This window comes from Streptomyces sp. NPDC101191 (assembly GCF_044767915.1).
Lineage (GTDB): Bacteria > Actinomycetota > Actinomycetes > Streptomycetales > Streptomycetaceae > Streptomyces.
The window spans coordinates 1,318,845-1,339,217 of sequence record NZ_JBIWOU010000002.1; the positions used below are offsets into that span (position 1 = coordinate 1,318,845).

Below are 20,373 nucleotides of genomic sequence, written 5' to 3' on the forward strand. Positions count from 1 at the left end.
CCCGGCCGCGCCCGCGGCCCGGAAGCCCGAGCCGCCGACGGCACCCGATCCCGGACCCGTACCCGACCCCGTGCCCGTACGCGACGAGCCACCGGCACCCGCCACGGACGAGCCGGCCCGCTATCTGTGGACCCGGCTGCAGCTCGTCGAGGAGCGGGTGCGGTGGGCGGTCGCGGCGCGGCAGGCCGTCGACCCCGACCCGGACGACCCTTACCGCGGCCAGTACCTGACGCCCGAGGCGGTCGCCCGGGTGCTCGACCCTCCGTACGATCCCGGGCTGCCCGCCCTGGCACCGGCCGACCCGCCGCCCGGCTCGCCGCTCGCGGTGCTGGCCGGCCGGTTCGGGCTCGCTCCGCTGGACCTGGACCTGCTCCTGGTCGCCTTGGCGCCGGACCTGGACGCCCGCTTCGAGCGCCTCTACGGCTATCTCAACGACGACCTGACGCGCCGTCGGCCCACCGTCGGACTCGCGCTGGAACTCGTCGGCCGCGCCGGGATCCCCTCGGCGCGGTTCCGGCTGTCCCCCGGCGCGCCGCTGGTCTCCGGCGGCCTCGTCGAGCTCACCGAGCCCGAACGTCCGCCGCTGTCGCGGGTGCTCGCCGTCCCGGACCGGGTCACCGCGCATCTGCTCGGCGACGACGCTCCCGACCCGCGCCTCGCCGAGCTGCTCGGCGGGCGCGCCGAGGACCCGGCCGCCGACCCGGCCGAGCGGGACCGCGCGGTCGCCGCGCTGCGTACCGGCACGGGCCATGTGCATCTACGGGCCCGCGGCGGCGACGCCGCCGGCCTCGCCTCCGCCGCGCTGCGGGCCGCCGGCCTGCCCGCGCTGTGCCTGGACGCGGCGGCGTTCGGTCTCGACGAACGGGCCGTGCCCGCGCTCGCCCGGGCCGTCGCCCGGGAGGCCCGGCTGACGGGCGGGGGCGTGGTGCTCGGCCCGTTGGAGGCGCTGCCCGACCAGCCGGGCGTGCGGGACCGGCTGCTGCGCACGGTGTGCGCGACCCTGCGGGGCCTGCCCTTGCTCACGTACGGCACGAGCGGCTGGGAACCGGCCTGGGCCGCCGACACCCCCGTCACCCTCCCGGTGGCGACGCCCGCGCCCGACCGCCACGCGGAGCGCTGGCGGCACGCGCTGGAGCAGGCGCTGACCGAACTCACGGGGCCGACCGAGCCGACCGGGCCGAGCAGGCCGACCGGGCCGACCGGGCTGAGCGGGCAGACCGGGCCGAGCAGGCCGACCGGGCCGACCGGACTGAGCGGGCAGACCGGGCCGAGCAGGCCGAGCGGGACGGCCCTGTCCGCCGGAGCCGGGACCGCCGAGTCGACCCGGGTCGGCGACGGCGCGCCGGCGTCCCCGGGCAGCGTCCCGGACGGGAGCCCGGCCGAGGCCCCCGACGTCGAGGCGCTCGCGCTGTCCGTGGCCGCCCACCGCCTGGACGCCGGGCAGTTGCGGCGCGCCGCCGGGACCGCCGTCCGCGCGGCCGCGCTCGACGGCCGGCCGGTCTCCCCCGACGACCTGCGCACGGCCGTCCGCGGTCAGAGCGGTGCCGGTCTCGCCCGGCTCGCCCGCCGGGTGGAACCCGCGGTGGGCTGGGACGACCTCGTGCTGCCGCCGCCCACCCACCGGCAGCTGCGGGAGCTGGCCGTGCGCGCCCGCCACCGCGACCAGGTGCTCGGGCAGTGGGGGATGCGGCCGGGCGGTGGCCGCGGGCGCGGTGTGATCGCCCTGTTCGCGGGTTCCTCCGGCACCGGCAAGACCATGTCCGCCGAGGTCGTCGCGGCCGATCTGGGCATGGACCTGTACGTGGTGGATCTGTCCACGGTCGTCGACAAGTACGTCGGCGAGACGGAGAAGAACCTGGAACGGATCTTCACCGAGGCCTCGGCCGTCAACGCGGTGCTGCTGTTCGACGAGGCGGACGCGATCTTCGGCAAGCGCTCGGAGGTGAAGGACGCCCACGACCGGCACGCCAATGTCGAGTCGGCGTATCTGCTGCAGCGGATGGAGTCCTTCGACGGCATCGCCGTCCTGACCACCAATCTGCGGGCCAACCTGGACGAGGCGTTCACCCGCCGCCTGGACGTGATCGCCGACTTCCCGGTGCCCGACGCCGCCCAGCGGCTTGCCCTGTGGGAACGCTGTCTGGGGGACCGGCTGCCCCGCGCGGACGACCTCGACCTGGACTTCTGCGCGGAGCGCTTCGAGCTGGCCGGCGGCAACATCCGCGCCTGCGCGGTCACCGCGGCCTACGCGGCGGCCGCGGCGGGCGGCTCGCTGACCATGGCCCAGTTGGTGACGGCCGTCGCCGAGGAGTACCGCAAGCTCGGCCGGCTGGTCCTGGCAGGCGAGTTCGGCCCGTACCTGGCCGAGGTCACGCGGCGCTGAGCCCGGGCCGAGTCCCGTGAGGGGCGCACGCGAGGGGCCATGCGAGCGGGTCCCGGGAGGGCAGCCCTGCTGCCCCCGCGCAGGTCCGTGCGCACCTTTCGCCCGCGCGGACTCGCCGGAAAGGCTGGGACCGCCACAAGTGACACGAGTGACAGAGCGAAGGAGCGAGCATGCCGACGTACCTCACCCCGGGCGTGTACGTGGAGGAGGTGCAGTCCGGTGCTCGCCCGATCGAAGGGGTCGGCACCGCGGTCGCCGCGTTCGTGGGCTTCGCACGCAGCGGGCCGTTCCACGAGCCGACCCTGGTCACCAACTGGGACCAGTACACCCAGACCTTCGGCGGCTTCGCGGAAGGCACCTATCTGCCCCACGCCGTCTACGGCTACTTCGCCAACGGCGGCGGCGCCGCGTACATCGTGCGCGTCGGCCAGGGCGCCGAGGGCGGTGCCGGAGCGGCGTCCGCCGCCGGCGGCCCCCAGGAGATCCCGGCCGGCCGGCCGGTCGAGCTCGGCGGCTTCCTGGTCTCCGCCAGGCCCGGCGTCAGCGGCGTGTCCGTGGAGATCGCGGACGTGGAGGGCGACAACCCGCCCGAGGACCGCTTCAAGGTCCTGGTGCGCCTGGGCGACCAGGTCGCCGAGGCCTACGAGGTCTCCACCCGCAAGAGCGTCAAGGGCTACTTCGTCACCCAGACCCGCGGCTCGAAGCTGATCGCGGTCGCCGAGCGCCGCGACGGCACGCAGACCCGGCCCGAGAGCCAGACGGTCGCGCTGCCGGACGCCACCGCCCCGGCCGCGCCCGCCGCCCCGTCCGGCGCATCGGGCCTGGCGCGCCTCGACCCGGCGGAGTACGTCGGCGACGCGGGCGCCCGCACCGGCTTCGCCGGTCTGGAGACGATCGACGAGATCACCATGGTCGCGGTGCCGGACCTGATGAGCGCCTACGAGCGCGGTGCGATCGACGAGGAGGGCGTGCGAACCGTCCAGCTCGCGGTCATCTCGCACTGCGAGCAGATGGGCGACCGGGTCGCCGTCCTGGACACCCCGCCCGGCCTCAACGCGCAGGCGGTGCGCCGCTGGCGCCAGGACGAGGCGGGCTACGACTCCCGCTTCGCCACCCTCTACTACCCGTGGGTGCGGGTCTTCGACCCGGCCGCGGGGCGCAACACGACGGTCCCGCCGAGCGGTCACGTCGCCGGCGTCTGGGCGCGCAGCGACGCCGAGCGCGGTGTGCACAAGGCCCCCGCGAACGAGGTGATCCGCGGCGCGGTGGACCTGGAGCTGCGGCTCAGCAAGGGCGAGCAGGACCTGCTGAACCCGATCGGCGTGAACTGCGTGCGGGCCTTCCCGGGCCGCGGCATCCGGATCTGGGGCGCCCGCACCCTCTCCTCCGACCCGGCCTGGCGCTACCTCAACGTGCGCCGCCTCTTCAACTACCTGGAGGAGTCCATCCTCCTGGGCACCCAGTGGGTGGTCTTCGAACCGAACGACGACCGGCTGTGGTCCAGCATCCGGCGCAACGTGACCGCCTTCCTCACCGAGGAGTGGCGCCGCGGCGCGCTGTTCGGGCGCACGGCGGCGGAGGCGTTCTACGTCAAGTGCGACCGCGACAACAACCCGCAGGAGTCGATCGACCAGGGCCGGGTCGTCTGTGAGATCGGCGTCTCGCCGGTCAAGCCGGCCGAGTTCGTGGTATTCCGGCTGGCCCAGTTCTCGGACAGCACCAGTCTCATCGACGAGTGACCCGCGGGTCCGCAAGGGAAGGTTGACAGACACACATGGCAACGGGCGATGCTCTTTCCACCCACGTCTTCGGCGTGCAGCTCGGGGGCTACCTGGTCGAGTCGATCCAGGAGATCAGCGGCTTCACCGTCGAGGAGGACGTCGTCGAGGTCAAGCAGGTGACCTCCGAGGGCAAGCAGATCATCCGCAAGCAGCCGGGCGCCCGGCAGGCGGGCGAGATCACGATCACCCGAGGGCTCGACCAGAGCAGCGAGTTCACCAAGTGGATCAAGGAGACCCTGAACAACGGGGCCGTGAACGCCGCTCGGCAGAACCTCACGATCGAGATCAAGGACACCGAGGGCAACACGGTCCGCCGCATCCAGCTGATGCAGGGCTGGGCCTCCAAGTGGGAGGGTCCGTCCCTGAAGGCCGGCGAGTCGTCCGCGGCCACCGAGACCGTGACGATCGTGTTCGAGGAGATCGTCGTCGAATGAGGCGTCGTACGGTCACGGCGGGCAACCTGGAGGAGTTCCTCCAGGCCACCGCACCCACCCAGGCCGCGGCCGGGGCCGGCGAACAGCCGGCGCCCGCCGCGGTCCCGGCCGCGGCCCCGGCGGCGGCTCCGGCAGCGGCTCCGCGCGCGGCGGACCACGGGCTGCGCACCGAGTTCGAGTTCGAGCTGCCGCGCGGGTACGTGGACGAGGCGGGCACCGTGCACCGGCACGGGTCCATGCGGCTGGCCACCGCCCGGGACGAGCTGCGCCCGCAGATCGACCTGCGGGTCAAGGAGAACCCCGCCTATCTGAGCGTGGTCCTGCTCAGCCAGGTGATCACCCGGCTAGGCACGATCACCGACGTGCACGCGGGGGTCGTGGAGCGGATGTACGCGACGGACGTGGCCTTCCTCCAGGACTTCTACCGGCGTGTCAACAGCGAGGGCCACACCCGCGCCGCGGTGACGTGTCCGCACTGCGAGGGCGGCTTCGAGGTCGACCTCTCCGGTGGGCGCCTGGGGGAATCGTGACGTACGCCCTCCCCCGGCTGCGGGAGGAGATCGCGTACATCGCCTACCACTTCCACTGGCAGCGGGACGAGATCCTCGACCTGCCGCACCGCGAGCGGCAGGAGTGGGTCACCGAGATCGCCCGCATCAACACCCGTGTGAACGAAGGCGGTTGAGGACATGGCATGGCGGGACTGGCTGCGTCGGCGGCCCGTCGCGGAACCGGAGACCGCCCCCGCCCCGGGGGCCGCGGCCTCCGGTTCCGCGACGGACGCCGCCCCGCACTCCGGCGTGCCCGGAGACTGGGACGGCGGCTGGCGCATGACGTCACCGCCGTCCCTCACCGTCTCCCGCGCCCCCCTGGGCGTGAGCGACGGACTCGCCTTCCGCGGCGGCCTGGCCGCGTGGCAGGACCCGTCCTTCGACACCGGCCTCGCCCACGCCGTACTGCCCACCGCGCCGTCCGGCCTGCTGCGCGGCGTGGCCCGCCCCGCCGCCCCCGGCCCCCGCGCCACCGCTCCCGGCGGCCCTCTCCTGCTGCGCGCGATCCGCCCGCAAAGGGTGGCGGAGGGGGACGGACTCGGTGCGGCCGAACCGGCTTCGCCTGAAAGGGCGTTGAGCAGGCGTAGCGGTACGGGCCCGGCCGCGGTCACAGGTACGGGCAGGGGCACGGGTACGGGTACGGGTTCCCGCTCGCGTACGGCGGGGGCGCCCGTGGCGACGCCCGGCGCGGGGCGTTCGGGGCGGGGCGGAGGCGCCGCTCCGGTGGGCCCGGTCGGGCCGGTCGTGGCGCGGGCAGCCTCGCGGGAGGGCGTGAACCCGGGCAACGCCCGGGACAGCTCGGCCTCGCCCGACCAAGCGGCGAAGAAGGCGCGTTCGGAATCAGAGGTCCGGGCAGCGGGCGAGGGCGGCTCGGGGGCCGCCAGACGTGCGCCCGGATCGGCACCGGCGCCCCGCGAAGGGCGTGCGTCCGGTCCTGCCGTCCAGCGTTCCGAGGCGTCCGGTCCGGCCGTCCAGCGTTCCGAGGCGTCCGGTCCGGCCGTCCAGCGTTCCGAGGCGTCCGGTCCGGCCCCGGACCTCACCATGCCGGTCGGCCAGGACCCCGCGGTCACGTCGCCGACTGCGGGAGGCGGTTCACCAAGCCACGGTCCCGCCGTCCGGCACGCCCGGACGGCTGCGGCGACCGGCCCGGGCGAGCCGAGCCGGGGACTCGTGTCCCCGCAGCCCCCGACGGTGCTCGGCGCCGTGCAGCGAGCGGAGTTCCCTTCGGCGGACGCGGCTCGTCCCGGCCCCGTGCAGGCCCCGCTGCCCGCCTTCCCGCTGGTCCGCCGGATCGCGGTGGTGCCGGGGGTGCCCGGGATACCGGCCGACGGTCCTGCTCAGGCGGGCGCATGGGCCGTCTCGGCCCCCACCCCGCGCGTACAGCGGGCCACGGCCCCGAGCGCCGCGCCTGAGGCGCGCGCCGTGGTCCGCCCGCGCGGCGTGGGGCGAACGCTGACCGTCGCCCGTGTCGCAGCCGTACCCAGGCGCCGGGTCACCGTCGTCCCGCAGACGGCCACGGCCTCGGCTCCGCCGCCCGTACAGCGGGCGCGGTCCACCGAGGACCACGCGCCGCTGGGCGCGCCCGCGGCCCCCGAACCGGCGTCCGTCTCCCGGCCGCTGACCGAGCCCGGACGACCCGGTACCGCCCCGGCGCCGACGGTGCCGGCCATGCCGGTCCTTCAGCGCAAGGCCGAGGCGCCCACCGACGGCCCGACCGCTCCCTCGGCCGGGCCCGCGACGGTCCCGACGGGCACGACGCCCGGCCCGGCACCGAAGCAGCCCGTGCTCCGGCGCAAGGCCGACGAGAACGCCGACAACCCGAGCATGCCCGAGCGGCCCGTGCTCCAGCGCACGACGGACGAGCCCGTCGAGGCTCCAGCCGCATCGCTGACCGAGCCGTCGGTCGCCTCGGCGCCGGCCATGCCGACACTCCAGCGCAGCACGGCCGAACCCACCGACACCCCGGCCACACCTCTGACCCGGCCCCCGGCCGGCACGACACCGGCCATGCCCGCCCTCCCCCGCAAGGCCGAGGCCCCGACCGGCGGCCAGGCCACGGCCGACAGGCCCGTGCTCCGGCGCACGGCCGACGGGCCACCCGTCGGACTCGGCGCACCCATGGCGCAACTGCCGCCCACCAGCCGGACGACGCGTCCCGCGCCCGCCCGGCCCGCTGAGCCCCTGGCACCGGTGCCCACGCTGCGGCGCCGCACGGACGGGCCCCCGGACAGCCCGGTCACGGCAGGCGGACCGACCGCCACGACCCCGGCCGCGCCCGGGCCGCGCCCGGCTCGGGCACGTACCGGGCTCGGGGCTCCGCTGGCCGCACTGCCCGCGAGCGCGGCGGCCGCGATGCCGTCCGTGGACGTACAGCGGGCGGCGGCGCCGGCCACGGCCCGGCCGAGCAGCGGGAGCGCCCAGAGCACGGGCAACGCCTCCCGTCCCACGAGTGCCAGGGGCGCGGATGCCCGTGGCGGCGAGGGGCGGCCGATGCCCTTGGTCGTCGCGCGACGTGTGGACCATCCCGACGGGATCGCGCGGCACCAGGCGCCGGGCTCGTCCCGTACCGGAGCCCACAGCCTTCGGCTGCTCGCGGACCGGACGCTGACGACGGGGCTGAGCGCGGACGCGCCCGGGCTTCCGACGACGCCGGCGCCGACGCGGTCCGTCCCCGCCCGTCCGGTGGTTCCGGCCCGCTGGGCCTCCGCGTCCGCCGATTCCCCCACCGCCCCGTCGACCGCGTCCGGTTCACCCGCCGTGCAGCGCGTGGCGGTCGCTCCGGCGGCCGCTCCCGGCTTCCACCCGACGCGTCCGGCGCCCGATGCGCGCCGGACGACCGCCCCGCTGCCCGTGACCGGGCCGCAGGCGCAGGGGGTGGCTCCGTTCGTCGTCCAGCCCGCCCCGGCCGGGCCGGGTCCGGCGGTGCCGGCGCTGCCCGGCGTGGCGCGGCCGGTGCCGACCGTGACCTCCGCACCTGCCGCGCATCCCGTACCCACCGGACGCACCGCGCCTGCCGCACCCGGGGTGCGGCCACGTTCCGCCGCGACGCCCTCCCCCGTCGCGACGGTCCAGCGGGCCGCCAAGCCGCCCGCTACGGCGTCCGCCGGGCCTGCGCCGAAGAGCGGCAGCACTCCGCAGGCCGCGGCCGACACCGACCTCGACGACCTGGCGCGCAAGCTGATCGACCCCGTCGCCCGGCTGCTGCGCGCCGAGCTGCGGCGCGGCCGGGAGCGCGCGGGCCGGCCCTTCGACGGACGCCGCTGAGCACACGCACGACGCACGAGAAACGGACCACGGACGATGACCGACAACATCTTCGCGACCAGCGTGTTCTTCCGGCTGGCGATCGGCGGCAACGACCTGGGCGCCTTCAACACCTGCTCCGGCATGGGCGCCGAGGTCGAGATGGAGAGCTACGCCGAGGGCGGGAACAACGGCTTCACCTGGCAGCTGCCGGGGCGGGTGACCTGGTCGAACATCACGCTCACCCGGCCGGTCACCGCCGACACGGCGAAGATCGGGCGCTGGCTGGACGAGACCCTGCGGAAGGTCGAGCCGAAGGACGGCGAGATCGTGGCCCTGCGGCCGGATCTCAGCCGGATCATCAGCTGGCAGGTGTTCGGGATCGTCCCGGTGCGGTGGCAGGGGCCGTCGTTCGACCCGGCCAGCTCGGAGGCCGCGGTGGAGACGCTGGAGATCGCCCACCAGGGCCTGCTCCCGTCCTGACCCCACCTCGGCCTTCCCTCGCCCCGCCCCGCCTCGACGTAGCAGCAGTACCCGTTCCCGTCCCTCCGGAAAGGAGTCCCGGCATGGCCCCATCGGCTCGCGCCAGCCGCGCACGGGCGCAGCTCACCCTCAAGGAGCCGCCGGCCTCCGTCGGGGCCAGGCCCGGCGGGACGATCGCGCGGCTCGACCTGCAGTTCAACCCCTCGACGCTGCAGCTCGGCAAGACCACCGAGTGGCGGCGGTCGCCGTCCCGGATGGCCGGGCAGTCGGCGCTGCCCGAGTTCGTGGGCAGCGGACCGCGGACGCTCAGCCTGGAGGTCTTCCTCGACGCCACCGCCACCCACGACAACTCGGTGGAGCAGGCGGTGGAGAAGCTGATGAAGGCCTGCGTGCCCACCCCGGCCAGTCTCGGCCGCAAGAAGCCCGCGAGTCCGTGGGTGAGGTTCGAGTGGGGCAACGCGCGGACGACGTCGTTCGACGGGGTGCTGTCGAACCTCTCGGTGTCGTACACGCTCTTCGACGTGGACGGGAAGCCGCTGCGGGCGACGTGTTCGCTGTCCATCGAGGAGGCGAGCGTCGATCCGCCGGGACAGAACCCGACGTCGGGCTCGCGCACCGCGCGCAGCACGCACACGGTGGTGGCGGGCGACAGTCTGGCGATGCTCGCCTGGCGCGAGTACGGGGACGCGACGGCCTGGCGGGCCATCGCGGAGGCGAACGGGATCGACGATCCGATGGCCCTCGTCCCGGGCACCGAACTCGTGGTGCCGGGGCTTCGGGACGCGGATGCCGAGGAGGAACGATGAGCACGTCCGACACCGGGGGACGGTCGTTCGCGGCCGATCCGATCGTGGAGGCGCCCGGCGAACTGCCGCCGGTCTGGGCCGCGCAGCTGGTGAGCTGTGTGGTCGACGAGAACGTGGGGCTGCCGGACACGGCGGTGTTGACCTTCCGCGACCCTGACCACGAGTTCCTGAAGACCACCGGGATCACCATCGGCACGCCGCTGAAGGTGTCGGTGGTGACGGTCAAGGGCCAGGCGCGGGAGCGGCTGTTCAACGGCGAGGTCACCGCCCTGGAGATCGACCGTGACCGCACGGGCTCCTTCACGGTGGTACGGGCGTACTCCAAGGCGCACCGGCTGCAGCGCGGCCGGAAGGTGGTGGCGTACCGGAACATGACGGCGTCCGCCATCGTCCGCAAGGTGGCGACGGGTGCGGGCCTCGCGGTCGGGAAGGTGGAGGCCGCGCCGGTGACGTACAAGCAGCTGTCCCAGGCGAACGTCTCCGACTGGGAGTTCCTGCAGTACCTGGCGGGCGAGAGCGGCGCGCAGGTGCGGGTGGACGACAAGGGCCTGCTGCAGTTCACGAAGCCGGTGAAGGCCTCGGGCGCCCCGGCGCCTTCGACCTCGGCCACCCGCAGTCCGATGGTGCTGGAGTACGGGCGGAACCTGTTGGCGCTGCGGGCCTCGCTGTCGGCGGCCGACGGTGCCGCGAAGGTGCGGGTGCGCGGCTGGGACACCACGACCAAGCGTCCGCTCATGGCCGAGAAGCCGGCCGTGGTGAGCGACACGGTGGTGCCGGGGATGCGCCCGCAGGCCGCCGCCATGTTCGGTGCGCCGGTCGTGACCGTCGCGGACACCCCGTACCGTACGCAGGCGGAGACGGCGGCGGTGGCCGACGCGACCGCCGCGCAGATCAGCGCCGGTTTCGGTGAGCTGGAGGCGCTGGCCGAGGGCAATCCGATGCTGCGGGCGGGCAGGCCGGTGGCCCTCGGCAACGTGGGGCAGGCGTTCTCCGGCCGGTACACGGCGACGGCCGTGCAGCACGTCCTGGAGCCGCACGGCGGCTACCGCACCACGGTGTGGGTCAGCGCCAGCCCGGACCGCTCCCTGACCGGTCTGGTCACCGGCGCCAACGCGCCGGGCCGGGGGCCGCGCATGCCCGGTCTGGCGATCGGGATCGTGACGGACGTGCGCGAGCCGAACGGCTCGCAGCGCGGCGCGGTGCGGCTCACGTTCCCCTGGCTGGACGACACGTACGTCACCGACTGGGTGCGTACGGTCCAGTGGGGCGGCAAGGGCGGTGGCGGGGTGGTGAGCCCCGAGGTGAACGACGAGGTACTGGTCGGCTTCGAACAGGGCCTGCTGGACAGTCCGTACGTGATCGGCGGGCTCTACAACGGGGTGGACCAGCCCTCGCCGCACGACGTGCCGCTGATCGACAAGACCAGCGGCAAGGTCAACCGGCGCTCGGTGGTGTCGCGTTCGGGGCACCGGGTGGAGCTGCTCGACGCGCCCGCGCCCGGCCCCTCGGGGCTGCGGCTCGTGACCGGGGACGAACGGCTCGAAGTGCGCATGGACGACCGGAAGGACCGGATCGAGGTCACCGTGTTCGCCGGGAAGAACCGTCCGCTGAGTTCCGTCGTCCTCGACCGGCAGGGCATCACGCTCGACGCCGGGCAGGGCACCGTGAAGGTGACGGGACGTCAGGTGGACATCGACGCCACGGCCGGGGTGAACGTCGACGGGCGGACGGTGAAGGTGGCCGGTACCGCGGACGTCACCGTCGACGGCGGTCTGCTCGCGGTGCTGAAGGCCCGCCTCATCCGGATCAACTGAGGCCCCTCCCATGCCCGTCGCCCGCCCCGTACCCCTCGTGTCCCCTCGCACCCACTTCCAGGAGTCCGTGATGCCAGCCGCAGCCCGTCTCGGCGATCCCACCAACCACGGCGGCCGGGTCGGCACCCCGCCGCCGGCCGCCGCCAGAAGCGTGGCGACCGTGCTGATCGGCGGGCAGCCCGCCGCCGTCACCGGCAGTCTGCACGTCTGCGTGGTCCCGCCGCACGCGGCGCTCGGGCCGGGCAACGTGATCATGCCCAACCCGGCCGCTGCCGCCTCGGGACCGGTCCTCATCGGCGGGCTGCCCGCCGCACGCGCCCGGGACCAGACGACCTGCGGCGCGATGATCCTCACCGGTGCCATGAACGTCCTGATCGGGGGCGTGTGATGAGCGAGCGGTTCATCGGCCGCGGCTGGGCGTTCCCGCTGCGAGTCGGACCGACCGGCGGGATCGCCATGGTCGAGCGGGAGCGGGAGCTGGAGGAGGCGATCCGGCTCATTCTCGGCACCGCCCCCGGAGAGCGCCCGATGCGACCCGAGTTCGGCTGCGGCATCCACGAGTACGTCTTCGCGCCGGGCGACGGCGACACCGCCGGGCGGGTCGCGCAGCAGGTGCGCGAGGCTCTGGAGCGGTGGGAGCCCCGGATCGCGGTCGACGAGGTCGCCGTGGCCTTCGACTCCGTGGACGCCGGCACCCTCTACATCGACGTGCACTACACCGTGCGGACCACCAACGACCGGCGCAACCTGGTCTTCCCCTTCTACACGATCCCCTCCGAGGAGGGGGCCGAGGAAATGGTCGCGGACTGATGGCCCTGCCCTCCCCCAACCTGGACGACCGACGGTTCCAGCAGCTCGTCGACGAGGCGAAGCGCTATGTGCAGCAACGCGCGCCGGAGTGGACCGACCACAACGTCTCCGATCCGGGCGTCACGCTGATCGAGACCTTCGCCTATCTGGTGGACCAGCTGCTGTACCGGCTGAACCGGGTCCCGGACAAGAACTACCTCGCCTTCCTCGACCTGTTGGGCATCCAGCTGTTCCCGCCGTCGGCGGCCGTCGCCGAGGTCGACTTCTGGCTGTCGGCGCCGCAGCCCGACACGGTGACGCTGCCCGCGGGCACCGAGGTGACGACGCCGGCCGGCGACACCGAGGAGGCCGTGGTCTTCGCGACCACCGAGGAACTGCACATCGTTCCGAGCGAGTTGACCCGACTGCTCACCGCTCCCCGCACGGGCGAGCAGGCGGACCGGACGGCGGAGCTCGACGAGCGGCGGGACATCCCGTGCTTCCAGGCGACGCCGGAGCCCGGCGACGCGCTGCTGTTCGGACTGCCGACCGCCGTGCCGCGCTGTGTGGTCGTGGTGCGCCTGGACAGCCGGGTGCAGGGCGTCGGCGTCGACCCGCGCCAGCCTCCGCTGGTGTGGGAGGCGTGGGACGGCGGGCGCTGGCAGCGCTGCGAGACCGGCGACGACACCACCGGCGGTCTCAACCGGCCCGGCGAGGTGATCGTCCATGTGCCCGCCGGGCACCGCGCGTCGCTGATCGGCGGGACCCGCGCGGGCTGGCTGCGCTGCCGGGTGACCGAGGCGGAGCCGGGCCAGCCCTTCTACTCGGAGTCCCCCACGGTGCGCGAGGCCGAGGTCTTCACCATCGGCGGCACGATGACCGTCGAGCACGCCGAGACGGTGACGGACGTGCCGCTCGGCACCTCGGAGGGCGTGGCCGGGCAGCGGTTCCGGCTCGGCCGGCCGCCGGTGCTGCTCGACGGCGAACCGCCGGTGGTGGAGGTGTCCTCGGCGGACGGATGGCAGCGCTGGGAGGTGGTGGAACACTTCGGGCGCTCCGGACCCGAGGACCGGCACGTCCGGGTGGACGCCACCACCGGGGAGTTCGGCTTCCCGCCGGTGCTGCGCGAGCCGGACGGCACGCTGGGCGCGCGCGGCGCCGTGCCGCCCAAGGGCGCCCGGATCCGGGTCGCCCGCTACCGCACCGGCGGCGGCCCGGCGGGCAACGTGGCGCGCGGCGCGATCTCCGTGCTGCGCAGCTCCGTGCCGTACGTCGCCCGCGTGGACAACCGGGAGGCGGCGCGGGGCGGTGTCGCCGGGGAGACGCTCGACAACGCGAAGCTGCGGGCGCCGGAGGCACTGCGCATGCAGGAGCGCGCGGTGACCGCCGAGGACCACGAGATCATCGCCCGCCAGGCGGCGCCGTCGGTGCGCCGGGTGCGCTGTCTGCCGTCCGCCGGCGAAGGCGGCGGGGACGGTGCGGTGCGGGTCCTCGTGGTGCCGGACGCCGTCGCCGACGAGGGCGACCGGCTCCGCTTCGAGCAGCTGATCCCCTCCGAGCAGGTGCTCACCGCGATCACCCACGCCCTGGACGAGCGGCGTCTCATCGGCACCCGGCTGGTCGTGGAACCGCCCGTCTACCAGGGTGTCACCGTGGTGGCCAGGCTCTCGGCCCCGGCCGCGGAGGCCGACCGGGTCCGGGACGCGGCGCTCGCCGCGCTGTTCCGCCACCTCAACCCCCTGCACGGCGGACCGGAGGGCACGGGGTGGCCGTTCGGGCGGCCGGTGCAGTACGGGGAGCTGTTCGGCGTGCTCCAACGGGCCGTGGGGGACGTCCTGGTGGAGGACATCCGGATGTTCGCCGCCGACCCGGTCAGCGGGCGGCGCGGCGCCCCGGTCGACCGGATCGAGCTGGGTCCGGGCGCGCTGGTCTTCTCGTACCAGCACCAGGTCGTCGTCACCGCCGAGGACCCGGAGGTAGGGGCATGAGCCGGGCCGCCGTCCCCGGGCTGCCCAGCAGGTACCCGATCGGCGAGCAACTGCCCGCGCTGTACGCCGAGGACGACTTCGCCCAGCGGCTCACGGCGGGGCTCGACACGGTCCTGGCACCGGTGTTCACGACGCTCGACAACCTGGCGGGCTACTTCGACCCCCGGCTCGCCCCGCCCGACTTCCTGTCCTGGCTGGCCGCCTGGGTGGGCGGCGCCGACGACCCGCGCCGGCCGCTGGAACTCCGCCGCGAGGCGGTGTCCCGCGCGGTCGAACTCCACCGCCTGCGCGGCACCCGCCGCGGCCTGGTCGAGGCGCTGCGCCTGGTCCTCGGCGTCTCGGCGGACGTCAGCGGCGACGGCGGCGCGGTCTGGTCCGCCACGGCGGGCGGGGCGACACCGCCGCCCGCCGCGGAATCGGTGCTCATCCGCGTCTGGCCCGGCCGCACCACCGAGGTCGACCCCGACCGCGTCCACGCCCTGGTCCGCACCCTGTGCCCGGTCCACACGGTCTGCCGCGTGGAGGTCCTGCCGGGCCCTCCCACCGACGTCGAGAAGAGTGATCACCGTGCGTGAATGTCCCGCGTGCGGGGCCTCCAACGCCCCGACGGACGACTTCTGCCACAACTGCGGCGCATACCTGGCCTGGTCGAACGAGAGCCGCGCGCGCCGGCGCGCGCGGCCGGACGCCGAATCCGGGGACGAAGGGTGGGCGGACACCCCCGAGGGGGCGGCGGCAGCGCCGCCGAGCGATGCGCCGGAGCACCCGGATTCCGGGGACTCCGAGGCGGCGCGGCAGAGGGATGGTGCGCCGCGGGCTGCGGGCACGGGCGCCGCGGAAACCGACGGCGCGGGGGCTTCGGTGCGCCGGGCAACCGAGCCCGCGGCGCCGGGCGCCGGGGAGACCGAGGCAGCGCGGCAGACGCCGGTCCGTCAGCGTTCGGCCGCGGAATCCGGGGCCGCTGGGCAGGCGACCGGGATGCCGGGGCCCGGGACGACCGCACAGCCGGGCGGCGAACCTGCGCCCGGTGGTTCTGAGACAGCCGTGTTCCCGGTAGGCGACGGGGCGCCACCCGCGCCGGACACGGCGCCGCACGGGTCCGGCGGACCCTCGGCGCCGGCCCGCCCGTCGACCGATCCCTCGCAGACCGCCGACCGGCCCGCTCCGACCGCCGCCGGCCAGCGGAGGACGGCGGAACGGCCGCCCACCGGCTCGCCGGGAACCCCGGGGCCCCGGTCCGGCGAACGCACCGGCGGCGCGGTGGAGGCACCAGCGGCAGCGGCGTCCGCCGGTGCGCCGGAGCGCACCGGTCCCCCGGCGCCGCCCGGCGCGGCCGAGCCCGTACGGAACGAGCCCGCGCCCGCGCCCGCGTCCGGCGCGGAGGATCCGCACTCGTCGGGCGGCGCACGGGCGGGCGCAGCTCCGGCCTCGGCTCCGGGCGCAGCTCCGGCCTCGGCTCCCGGGGCAGCTCCGGCGCGCGACGAGGCGCGCGCCGGTCGGCCGTCCGCCGATGCGCGCCCGGCGGCGCCGGAGGACCCTCTGGTGTCCGAGGCGGCCGCCACGGCGCGCGGCTGGTTGCGGCGCGCCATGGAGCCTGTCACCGGACGTCCTCCCGAGCTTCCGGCCGTTCCGGCGGTACCAGGCGTTCCGGCGACCCCGCCGGTACCGGAGGCATCACCGGAGCCCTCGTCGTCGCGCGCCGCACAGCGGTCCGACGAGGCGCCCACCGCCACGTCAGCGCAGGACCCCCCGGGGCGGGAGACTCCCCCGGGCCCGCCCCGGCTCACCGCCCCCGCCCCCGGGCCCGTCCGCCCCTCCCCCGCCCCCGCATCCGCATCCGCCGCCGCGCCGCCCCCGCGGCGGCCCTCGGCGGCGCCTGCTCCGGAGGGCTCCCCCGGGCCCGTCCAGCCCGCGAAGGCAGTCGCCTCGCGGCCGGTCGTGCGGCAGGTGCCGGTGGCGGAGGACATGGCGGGGGCGCCATGTCCGGCGTGCGGGACACCGAACGCGCCCGGGCGGAACTTCTGTCGGCGGTGCGCGGCGCCGCTGACGCCAGCGACGACCGTGGCGTCGCTGCCCTGGTGGCGGACGGTCTGGCCGTTCCGGCGTCGCGCGCGGGGCGGTTCGGGGCGGCTCGCGCGGTTCCTGACGGTGCTGTTCGTGGTTCTGGCGCTCTGCGCGGCGGGGTTTCTGCTCCTGCCGGCCGGGCGGCATCTGATCGAGAACACCCGGGACAAGCTGGGCAAGGCCAAGCCGGTGACCGCGACCGGGGTACGGGCGAGCGCCGAGATACCGGGGCACGCGGCGACCGCCAGTACGGACGGGCTCAGCAACCGTTACTGGGGCGCGCCCGGTTCCGGCGCCTCGGTCACGTACGGCTTCGCCAAGCCGTTCCGGCTGGTCGACGTGATCGTGACCAACGGTGCCTCGTCGGAGCCGGAGGCGTACGCGCTGCAAGGGCGGGCGCTGCGAATCGAGATGGAGGTGACGACGAAGGACGGCACGGTCGTCCGCAGGACGCTCAACCTCAGCGACAAGGCCGGACCGCAGACGTTCCCGACCGGCATCAGCGACGCCACCGCGATCCGGCTGACGCTCGGCTCGCCCGCCGGACTGACCGGGAGGCGGCATCTGGCCCTGGCGGAGGTGGAGTTCTTCCAGCGCGGCTGAAGCACCGGGCCCCCGGCGCGTACGTGATCCTCAACCCGTCCGGCAGGGTCGTGGCGTGGTCGACTCCTTGTTCCGGGACCTGACGACGTCGGGTCTGTGGACTGCGTGGACGTCGTGTCGTGGGGTGGGCCGGGTGTTCTGCGGTGGTGGCCTGCCGGGGCCCGGGCGGGGGGCGGTGCATCGGCCGGGCAGCTGGCTGTCGGGCGGATGTGCAGGAAGCGACGGCGCACACGGGCGGGGGGAGGGGTTCGACCGGCCGCGTCCCGGAAACGGCAACAAAGATTGCCCGGCTCGCCGGCCGGCCGCACTCTTGCGGCGGAGGTGATCGCCATGACCGGCGCCAACAACGCAACCCACGACCGCACTTCGTACGACGTCATCGTGATAGGCGGCGGGGCGGGTGGGCTCAATGCCGCACTCGTGCTCGCCCGGGCCCGTCGCACCGTAGCCGTCGTCGACTCCGGGGAGCCCCGCAACGCCCCCTCGGCCCACATGCACAGCTTCCTCTCCCGCGACGGCGTCCCCCCGCTCACCGTGCTGGAGGCCGGCCGCGCCGAGATCGCGCGGTACGGCGCGGTCCGGATCGAGGGCCGGGTGGACCAGGTGGAGGCCGCGGAGAGCGGCGGATACCTGGTCCGCCTGGAGGGCGGGGCGAGCCTCGGCGCCCGGCACGTCGTGCTCGCCACGGGCCTGCGCGACGAACTGCCCGAGATCCCGGGCGTGCGCGCGATGTGGGGCGAGGACGTGCACTTCTGCCCGTACTGCCACGGCTACGAGGTCCGCGACCGGCCGATCGTCGTGCTCGGCGTGCACCCCGCCTCGCCCGGCCAGGCACTGCTGCTGCGCCAGTGGTCGCCGCACGTCGTGTACGTCCCGCACAGCCGGCCGCTGACCGACGAGGAGCGCGAACGCATGGACGCGCGCGGAGTCGAGGTGGTCGAGGGGCCGGTGTCGACGCTCCTGAGCAAGGACGGGCGCCTGCACGCGGTGGAACTCGCCGACGGCGCGACGATCGACTGCGCCGGGGTGTTCCTCTTCCCCCGCATGACTCCGAACGACGGGGCCTTCGACGGTCTCGGCTGCGCGAAGGACGAGCAGGGCTGGCTGGTCACCGACCGGGCCGGCCGCACCAGCCGCCCCGGCCTGTGGGCCGTCGGCAACGTGGTGGACTCCCGGGCCCAGGCCGTCACGGCGGCCGGCATGGGAGCCGCGGCCGCCTTCGCCCTCAACCACGACCTGGTCGACGAGGAGATCGAACGCGACCTCGCCGCGCACCGCGCCGCCGCAGGCCGCTCCCCCGAAGCGCCCGTCCCCGCGTCCTGAGCGACGGGCGACGGCCGCGGCGTCGCCTCCCCCGCGCGCCCGCCCCAGCGCCCGCCCCGGCTACGAGCCGGTGGCGGGCGTTCGGCGTGTCGGGCGGGCGCGGACGTGCATCCGCTCGCCCTGGCGGCCGAACACGCTCAGCACCTCGACCGGGCCCTCCCCCGTGCTCCCGAACCAGTGCGGCAGCCGGGTCTCGAACTCGGCCACCTCGCCGGGGTCGAGCACCAGGTCGTGGTCGGCCAGGACGAGCCGCAGACGCCCGGACAGCACGTACAGCCACTCGTAGCCCTCGTGCGTGCACATCTCCGGGGTGTCGCGGCTCGCCGGCAGCACCATCTTGTAGCTCTGCAGCGGTCCCGGCTGGCGCGTCAGCGGCAGCACCGTGTTGCCGTTCACGGCGTGCGGCTTGAGCCGGACGCGCGGATCTCCCACCTCCGGGGCGCCGACCAGTTCGTCGAGCGGGACCTGATGGGCCTGGGCGATGGGCAGCAGCAGTTCGAGACTGGGGCGGCGCTGTCCCGCTTCGAGTCTGGACAGCGTGCTCTTGGAGATTCCGGTGGCCTCCGACAGCGCGGCGAGCGTGACGCCACGAGCGGTGCGGACCCGCTTGAGCCGGGGACCGACAGCGGACAGGGCCTGGGTGATGGCCGGTGACTGCTCCATCCCGCCATTAGATCGCGCCCGTTCCCGAAATCGCAATCATAGGTGCTGATTTCGGGACATGGCCGAAAGTGCGCCCCGCTCCCGGCGCGGTCGCGTGCCGGGAGCGGGGCGGGCTGGGGCCGGGGGTGTCGGGCGGGCGCGGTCAGGCGGGGCGGTGGTACGTGGTGACGGGGGGCGGCGCCGCGCCGGGGACGGAGGACCGCAGGGACGGACGACCACAGGGACGGAGGACCACAGGGACGGAGGACCACAGGGACGGAGGACCACAGGGACGGAGGACCACAGGGACGGGGCGGACGGGTCAGAGGCCCAGGGACCGGCCGATCAGTTCCTTCATCACCTCCGTCGTCCCGCCGTAGATCGTCTGCACCCGGCTGTTGGCCCACTCCCGCGAGATGGCGCTCTCCTTGAGATAGCCGTAGCCACCGTGGATCTGGAGGCAGCGGTTCGCGATGTCCACCTGCAGCTCCGTGGTCCACCACTTCACCTTGGCCGCGTCCGTCACCGACAGGCGGCCGGCGTTGAGTTCGGCTATGCAGTGGTCCAGGAAGACCTGGGCGATCGTCAGTTCCGTGTCCATCGTCGCCAGTTGGAAGCGGTTGTGCTGGAAGCTGCCGATGGTCCGGCCGAAGGCCTCGCGCGTCTTGGCGTACTCCAGGGTGTCCGCCAGCATCCGCTCGGCCGCGCCGACCGCCACGGTGGCGATGCTCAGCCGCTCCCGGGGCAGCCCCGCCATCATGTAGGCGAGACCGGCGTTCTCCTTGCCGACGAGGTTGTCGGCCGGCACCCGGCAGGCGTCGAAGAACAGCTCGCAGGTGTCGCTGGCGTGCCAGCCCAGCTTCTCCATGCGCCGTCCCCGGGTGAACCCGGGCGTGCCGCGCTCCACCACGAGGAGGCTGATGCCCTGGGCGCCGCGCTCGGGTGCGGTCTTGGCGGCGACCACGACCACGTCGGCGTTCTCGCCGTTGGTGATGAAGGTCTTCTGCCCGTTGAGGACGTAGGAGTCGCCGTCGCGTACGGCGGTGGTGCGGATGTCGGCGACGTTGGAGCCGGCGTCGGGCTCGCTCATCGCGATGGCCGCGATCAGCTCGCCCGAGCAGAGCCCGGGCAGCCAGCGCTTGCGCTGCTCCTCGGTGGTGCGGTCGGCGAGATAGGTGGCGATGACGTCGTTGTGGGCCACGAAGCCGGGGGCCGTGGCGCGCGCCCACATGATCTCCTGCGAGAACACCGCCGGATAGCGGTAGTCGGGCTCGCCGCCCCCGCCGTACGCCGGGTCCACGCCGATGCCGAGGAGACCGGCCCGGCCCGCCTTGCGCCACACCTCGCGGTCGACGATGCCGTCCCGCTCCCACCGCGCGTGGTGCGGCAGCACCTCGCGGTGGAGGAACTCCCGGCAGGTGGCCCGGAACTGCTCGTGCTCCGCCTCGTACCTGCTGCGTGCCATGTGC

Annotated in this window: 17 protein-coding genes; 15 read left to right on the top strand and 2 right to left on the bottom strand. The window is 74.9% G+C overall.

The annotated features are described in order from the left end of the window. The first annotated feature begins 70 nt into the window (after positions 1-70). The 15 genes from ACIRQF_RS12775 (at position 71) to ACIRQF_RS12845 (ending at position 18,262) form a co-directional block, all read left to right on the top strand. Positions 71-2,383: an AAA family ATPase gene (locus tag ACIRQF_RS12775; RefSeq protein WP_404091805.1), complete on the top strand. Its 2,313-nt coding sequence runs from the start codon at positions 71-73 to the stop codon at positions 2,381-2,383. A 170-nt stretch (positions 2,384-2,553) separates the two neighbouring features. Next, a complete protein-coding gene (locus tag ACIRQF_RS12780; protein ID WP_404091564.1) occupies positions 2,554-4,122 on the top strand; it encodes a phage tail sheath family protein in 1,569 nt (522 codons plus the stop codon). A gap of 35 nt (positions 4,123-4,157) precedes the next feature. After that, entirely contained in the window at positions 4,158-4,598 is a 441-nt protein-coding gene (locus ACIRQF_RS12785) for a phage tail protein (protein WP_351181244.1), read from the top strand. Beyond that, positions 4,595-5,128, top strand: coding sequence for a hypothetical protein (locus ACIRQF_RS12790; protein ID WP_404091568.1), 534 nt, complete (start codon positions 4,595-4,597; stop codon positions 5,126-5,128). The genes ACIRQF_RS12785 and ACIRQF_RS12790 overlap by 4 nt, the downstream gene beginning before the upstream one ends. Further along, positions 5,125-5,283, top strand: a complete 159-nt coding sequence (locus ACIRQF_RS12795; protein WP_351181238.1) for a DUF6760 family protein — start codon at positions 5,125-5,127, stop codon at positions 5,281-5,283. Before ACIRQF_RS12790 ends, ACIRQF_RS12795 begins: the two co-directional genes overlap by 4 nt. A 4-nt stretch (positions 5,284-5,287) precedes the next feature. Next, positions 5,288-8,413, top strand: coding sequence for a hypothetical protein (locus ACIRQF_RS12800; RefSeq protein WP_404091571.1), 3,126 nt, complete (start codon positions 5,288-5,290; stop codon positions 8,411-8,413). A 36-nt stretch (positions 8,414-8,449) separates the two neighbouring features. Next, on the top strand, positions 8,450-8,875 hold the full coding sequence (locus ACIRQF_RS12805) for a phage tail protein (RefSeq protein ID WP_351181232.1): 426 nt from the start codon (positions 8,450-8,452) through the stop codon (positions 8,873-8,875). Positions 8,876-8,958: 83 nt separating this feature from the next. Next, positions 8,959-9,681 carry a LysM peptidoglycan-binding domain-containing protein gene (locus ACIRQF_RS12810; RefSeq protein ID WP_376631852.1) on the top strand — a complete coding sequence of 241 codons (723 nt, stop codon included), beginning with the start codon at positions 8,959-8,961 and terminating at the stop codon, positions 9,679-9,681. After that, positions 9,678-11,495 (top strand): VgrG-related protein, encoded by a 1,818-nt coding sequence (locus ACIRQF_RS12815; protein ID WP_404091575.1) that lies wholly within the window; start codon positions 9,678-9,680, stop codon positions 11,493-11,495. The genes ACIRQF_RS12810 and ACIRQF_RS12815 overlap by 4 nt, the downstream gene beginning before the upstream one ends. A 70-nt stretch (positions 11,496-11,565) precedes the next feature. Next, entirely contained in the window at positions 11,566-11,883 is a 318-nt protein-coding gene (locus tag ACIRQF_RS12820) for a PAAR domain-containing protein (protein WP_362647826.1), read from the top strand. Further along, complete coding sequence (locus ACIRQF_RS12825) at positions 11,883-12,305, top strand: GPW/gp25 family protein (protein WP_376631858.1); 423 nt, start codon at positions 11,883-11,885, stop codon at positions 12,303-12,305. Before ACIRQF_RS12820 ends, ACIRQF_RS12825 begins: the two co-directional genes overlap by 1 nt. Then, positions 12,305-14,272 (top strand): putative baseplate assembly protein, encoded by a 1,968-nt coding sequence (locus ACIRQF_RS12830; RefSeq protein WP_404091579.1) that lies wholly within the window; start codon positions 12,305-12,307, stop codon positions 14,270-14,272. The genes ACIRQF_RS12825 and ACIRQF_RS12830 overlap by 1 nt, the downstream gene beginning before the upstream one ends. Beyond that, a complete protein-coding gene (locus ACIRQF_RS12835; RefSeq protein WP_404091582.1) occupies positions 14,269-14,847 on the top strand; it encodes a phage tail protein in 579 nt (192 codons plus the stop codon). The genes ACIRQF_RS12830 and ACIRQF_RS12835 overlap by 4 nt, the downstream gene beginning before the upstream one ends. 1,486 nt (positions 14,848-16,333) lie before the next feature. Continuing rightward, a complete protein-coding gene (locus tag ACIRQF_RS12840) occupies positions 16,334-16,939 on the top strand; it encodes an NADase-type glycan-binding domain-containing protein (RefSeq protein WP_404091585.1) in 606 nt (201 codons plus the stop codon). A 330-nt stretch (positions 16,940-17,269) separates the two neighbouring features. Continuing rightward, a complete protein-coding gene (locus tag ACIRQF_RS12845) occupies positions 17,270-18,262 on the top strand; it encodes an NAD(P)/FAD-dependent oxidoreductase (RefSeq protein ID WP_404091588.1) in 993 nt (330 codons plus the stop codon). 60 nt (positions 18,263-18,322) lie between these two features. Here ACIRQF_RS12845 and ACIRQF_RS12850 read toward each other — a convergent pair whose 3' ends face one another. Both ACIRQF_RS12850 and ACIRQF_RS12855 read right to left on the bottom strand, forming a co-directional pair. Continuing rightward, positions 18,323-18,925, bottom strand: coding sequence for a helix-turn-helix domain-containing protein (locus ACIRQF_RS12850; RefSeq protein WP_376631879.1), 603 nt, complete (start codon positions 18,923-18,925; stop codon positions 18,323-18,325). Between the two features lie 301 nt (positions 18,926-19,226). After that, positions 19,227-20,369 (bottom strand): acyl-CoA dehydrogenase family protein, encoded by a 1,143-nt coding sequence (locus ACIRQF_RS12855; protein ID WP_376631881.1) that lies wholly within the window; start codon positions 20,367-20,369, stop codon positions 19,227-19,229. Between the last annotated feature and the right edge of the window lie 4 nt (positions 20,370-20,373).

What these genes read in the sequence shown, in the direction of transcription:
- ACIRQF_RS12780 (WP_404091564.1), top strand. Translation starts at nt 2,554, where the DNA reads ATGCCGACGTACCTCACCCCGGGCGTGTACGTGGAGGAGGTGCAGTCC.
- ACIRQF_RS12785 (WP_351181244.1), top strand. Translation starts at nt 4,158, where the DNA reads ATGGCAACGGGCGATGCTCTTTCCACCCACGTCTTCGGCGTGCAGCTC.
- ACIRQF_RS12790 (WP_404091568.1), top strand. Translation starts at nt 4,595, where the DNA reads ATGAGGCGTCGTACGGTCACGGCGGGCAACCTGGAGGAGTTCCTCCAG.
- ACIRQF_RS12800 (WP_404091571.1), top strand. Translation starts at nt 5,288, where the DNA reads ATGGCATGGCGGGACTGGCTGCGTCGGCGGCCCGTCGCGGAACCGGAG.
- ACIRQF_RS12805 (WP_351181232.1), top strand. Translation starts at nt 8,450, where the DNA reads ATGACCGACAACATCTTCGCGACCAGCGTGTTCTTCCGGCTGGCGATC.
- ACIRQF_RS12810 (WP_376631852.1), top strand. Translation starts at nt 8,959, where the DNA reads ATGGCCCCATCGGCTCGCGCCAGCCGCGCACGGGCGCAGCTCACCCTC.
- ACIRQF_RS12815 (WP_404091575.1), top strand. Translation starts at nt 9,678, where the DNA reads ATGAGCACGTCCGACACCGGGGGACGGTCGTTCGCGGCCGATCCGATC.
- ACIRQF_RS12820 (WP_362647826.1), top strand. Translation starts at nt 11,566, where the DNA reads ATGCCAGCCGCAGCCCGTCTCGGCGATCCCACCAACCACGGCGGCCGG.
- ACIRQF_RS12825 (WP_376631858.1), top strand. Translation starts at nt 11,883, where the DNA reads ATGAGCGAGCGGTTCATCGGCCGCGGCTGGGCGTTCCCGCTGCGAGTC.
- ACIRQF_RS12830 (WP_404091579.1), top strand. Translation starts at nt 12,305, where the DNA reads ATGGCCCTGCCCTCCCCCAACCTGGACGACCGACGGTTCCAGCAGCTC.
- ACIRQF_RS12835 (WP_404091582.1), top strand. Translation starts at nt 14,269, where the DNA reads ATGAGCCGGGCCGCCGTCCCCGGGCTGCCCAGCAGGTACCCGATCGGC.
- ACIRQF_RS12845 (WP_404091588.1), top strand. Translation starts at nt 17,270, where the DNA reads ATGACCGGCGCCAACAACGCAACCCACGACCGCACTTCGTACGACGTC.
- ACIRQF_RS12850 (WP_376631879.1), bottom strand. Translation starts at nt 18,925, where the DNA reads ATGGAGCAGTCACCGGCCATCACCCAGGCCCTGTCCGCTGTCGGTCCC.
- ACIRQF_RS12855 (WP_376631881.1), bottom strand. Translation starts at nt 20,369, where the DNA reads ATGGCACGCAGCAGGTACGAGGCGGAGCACGAGCAGTTCCGGGCCACC.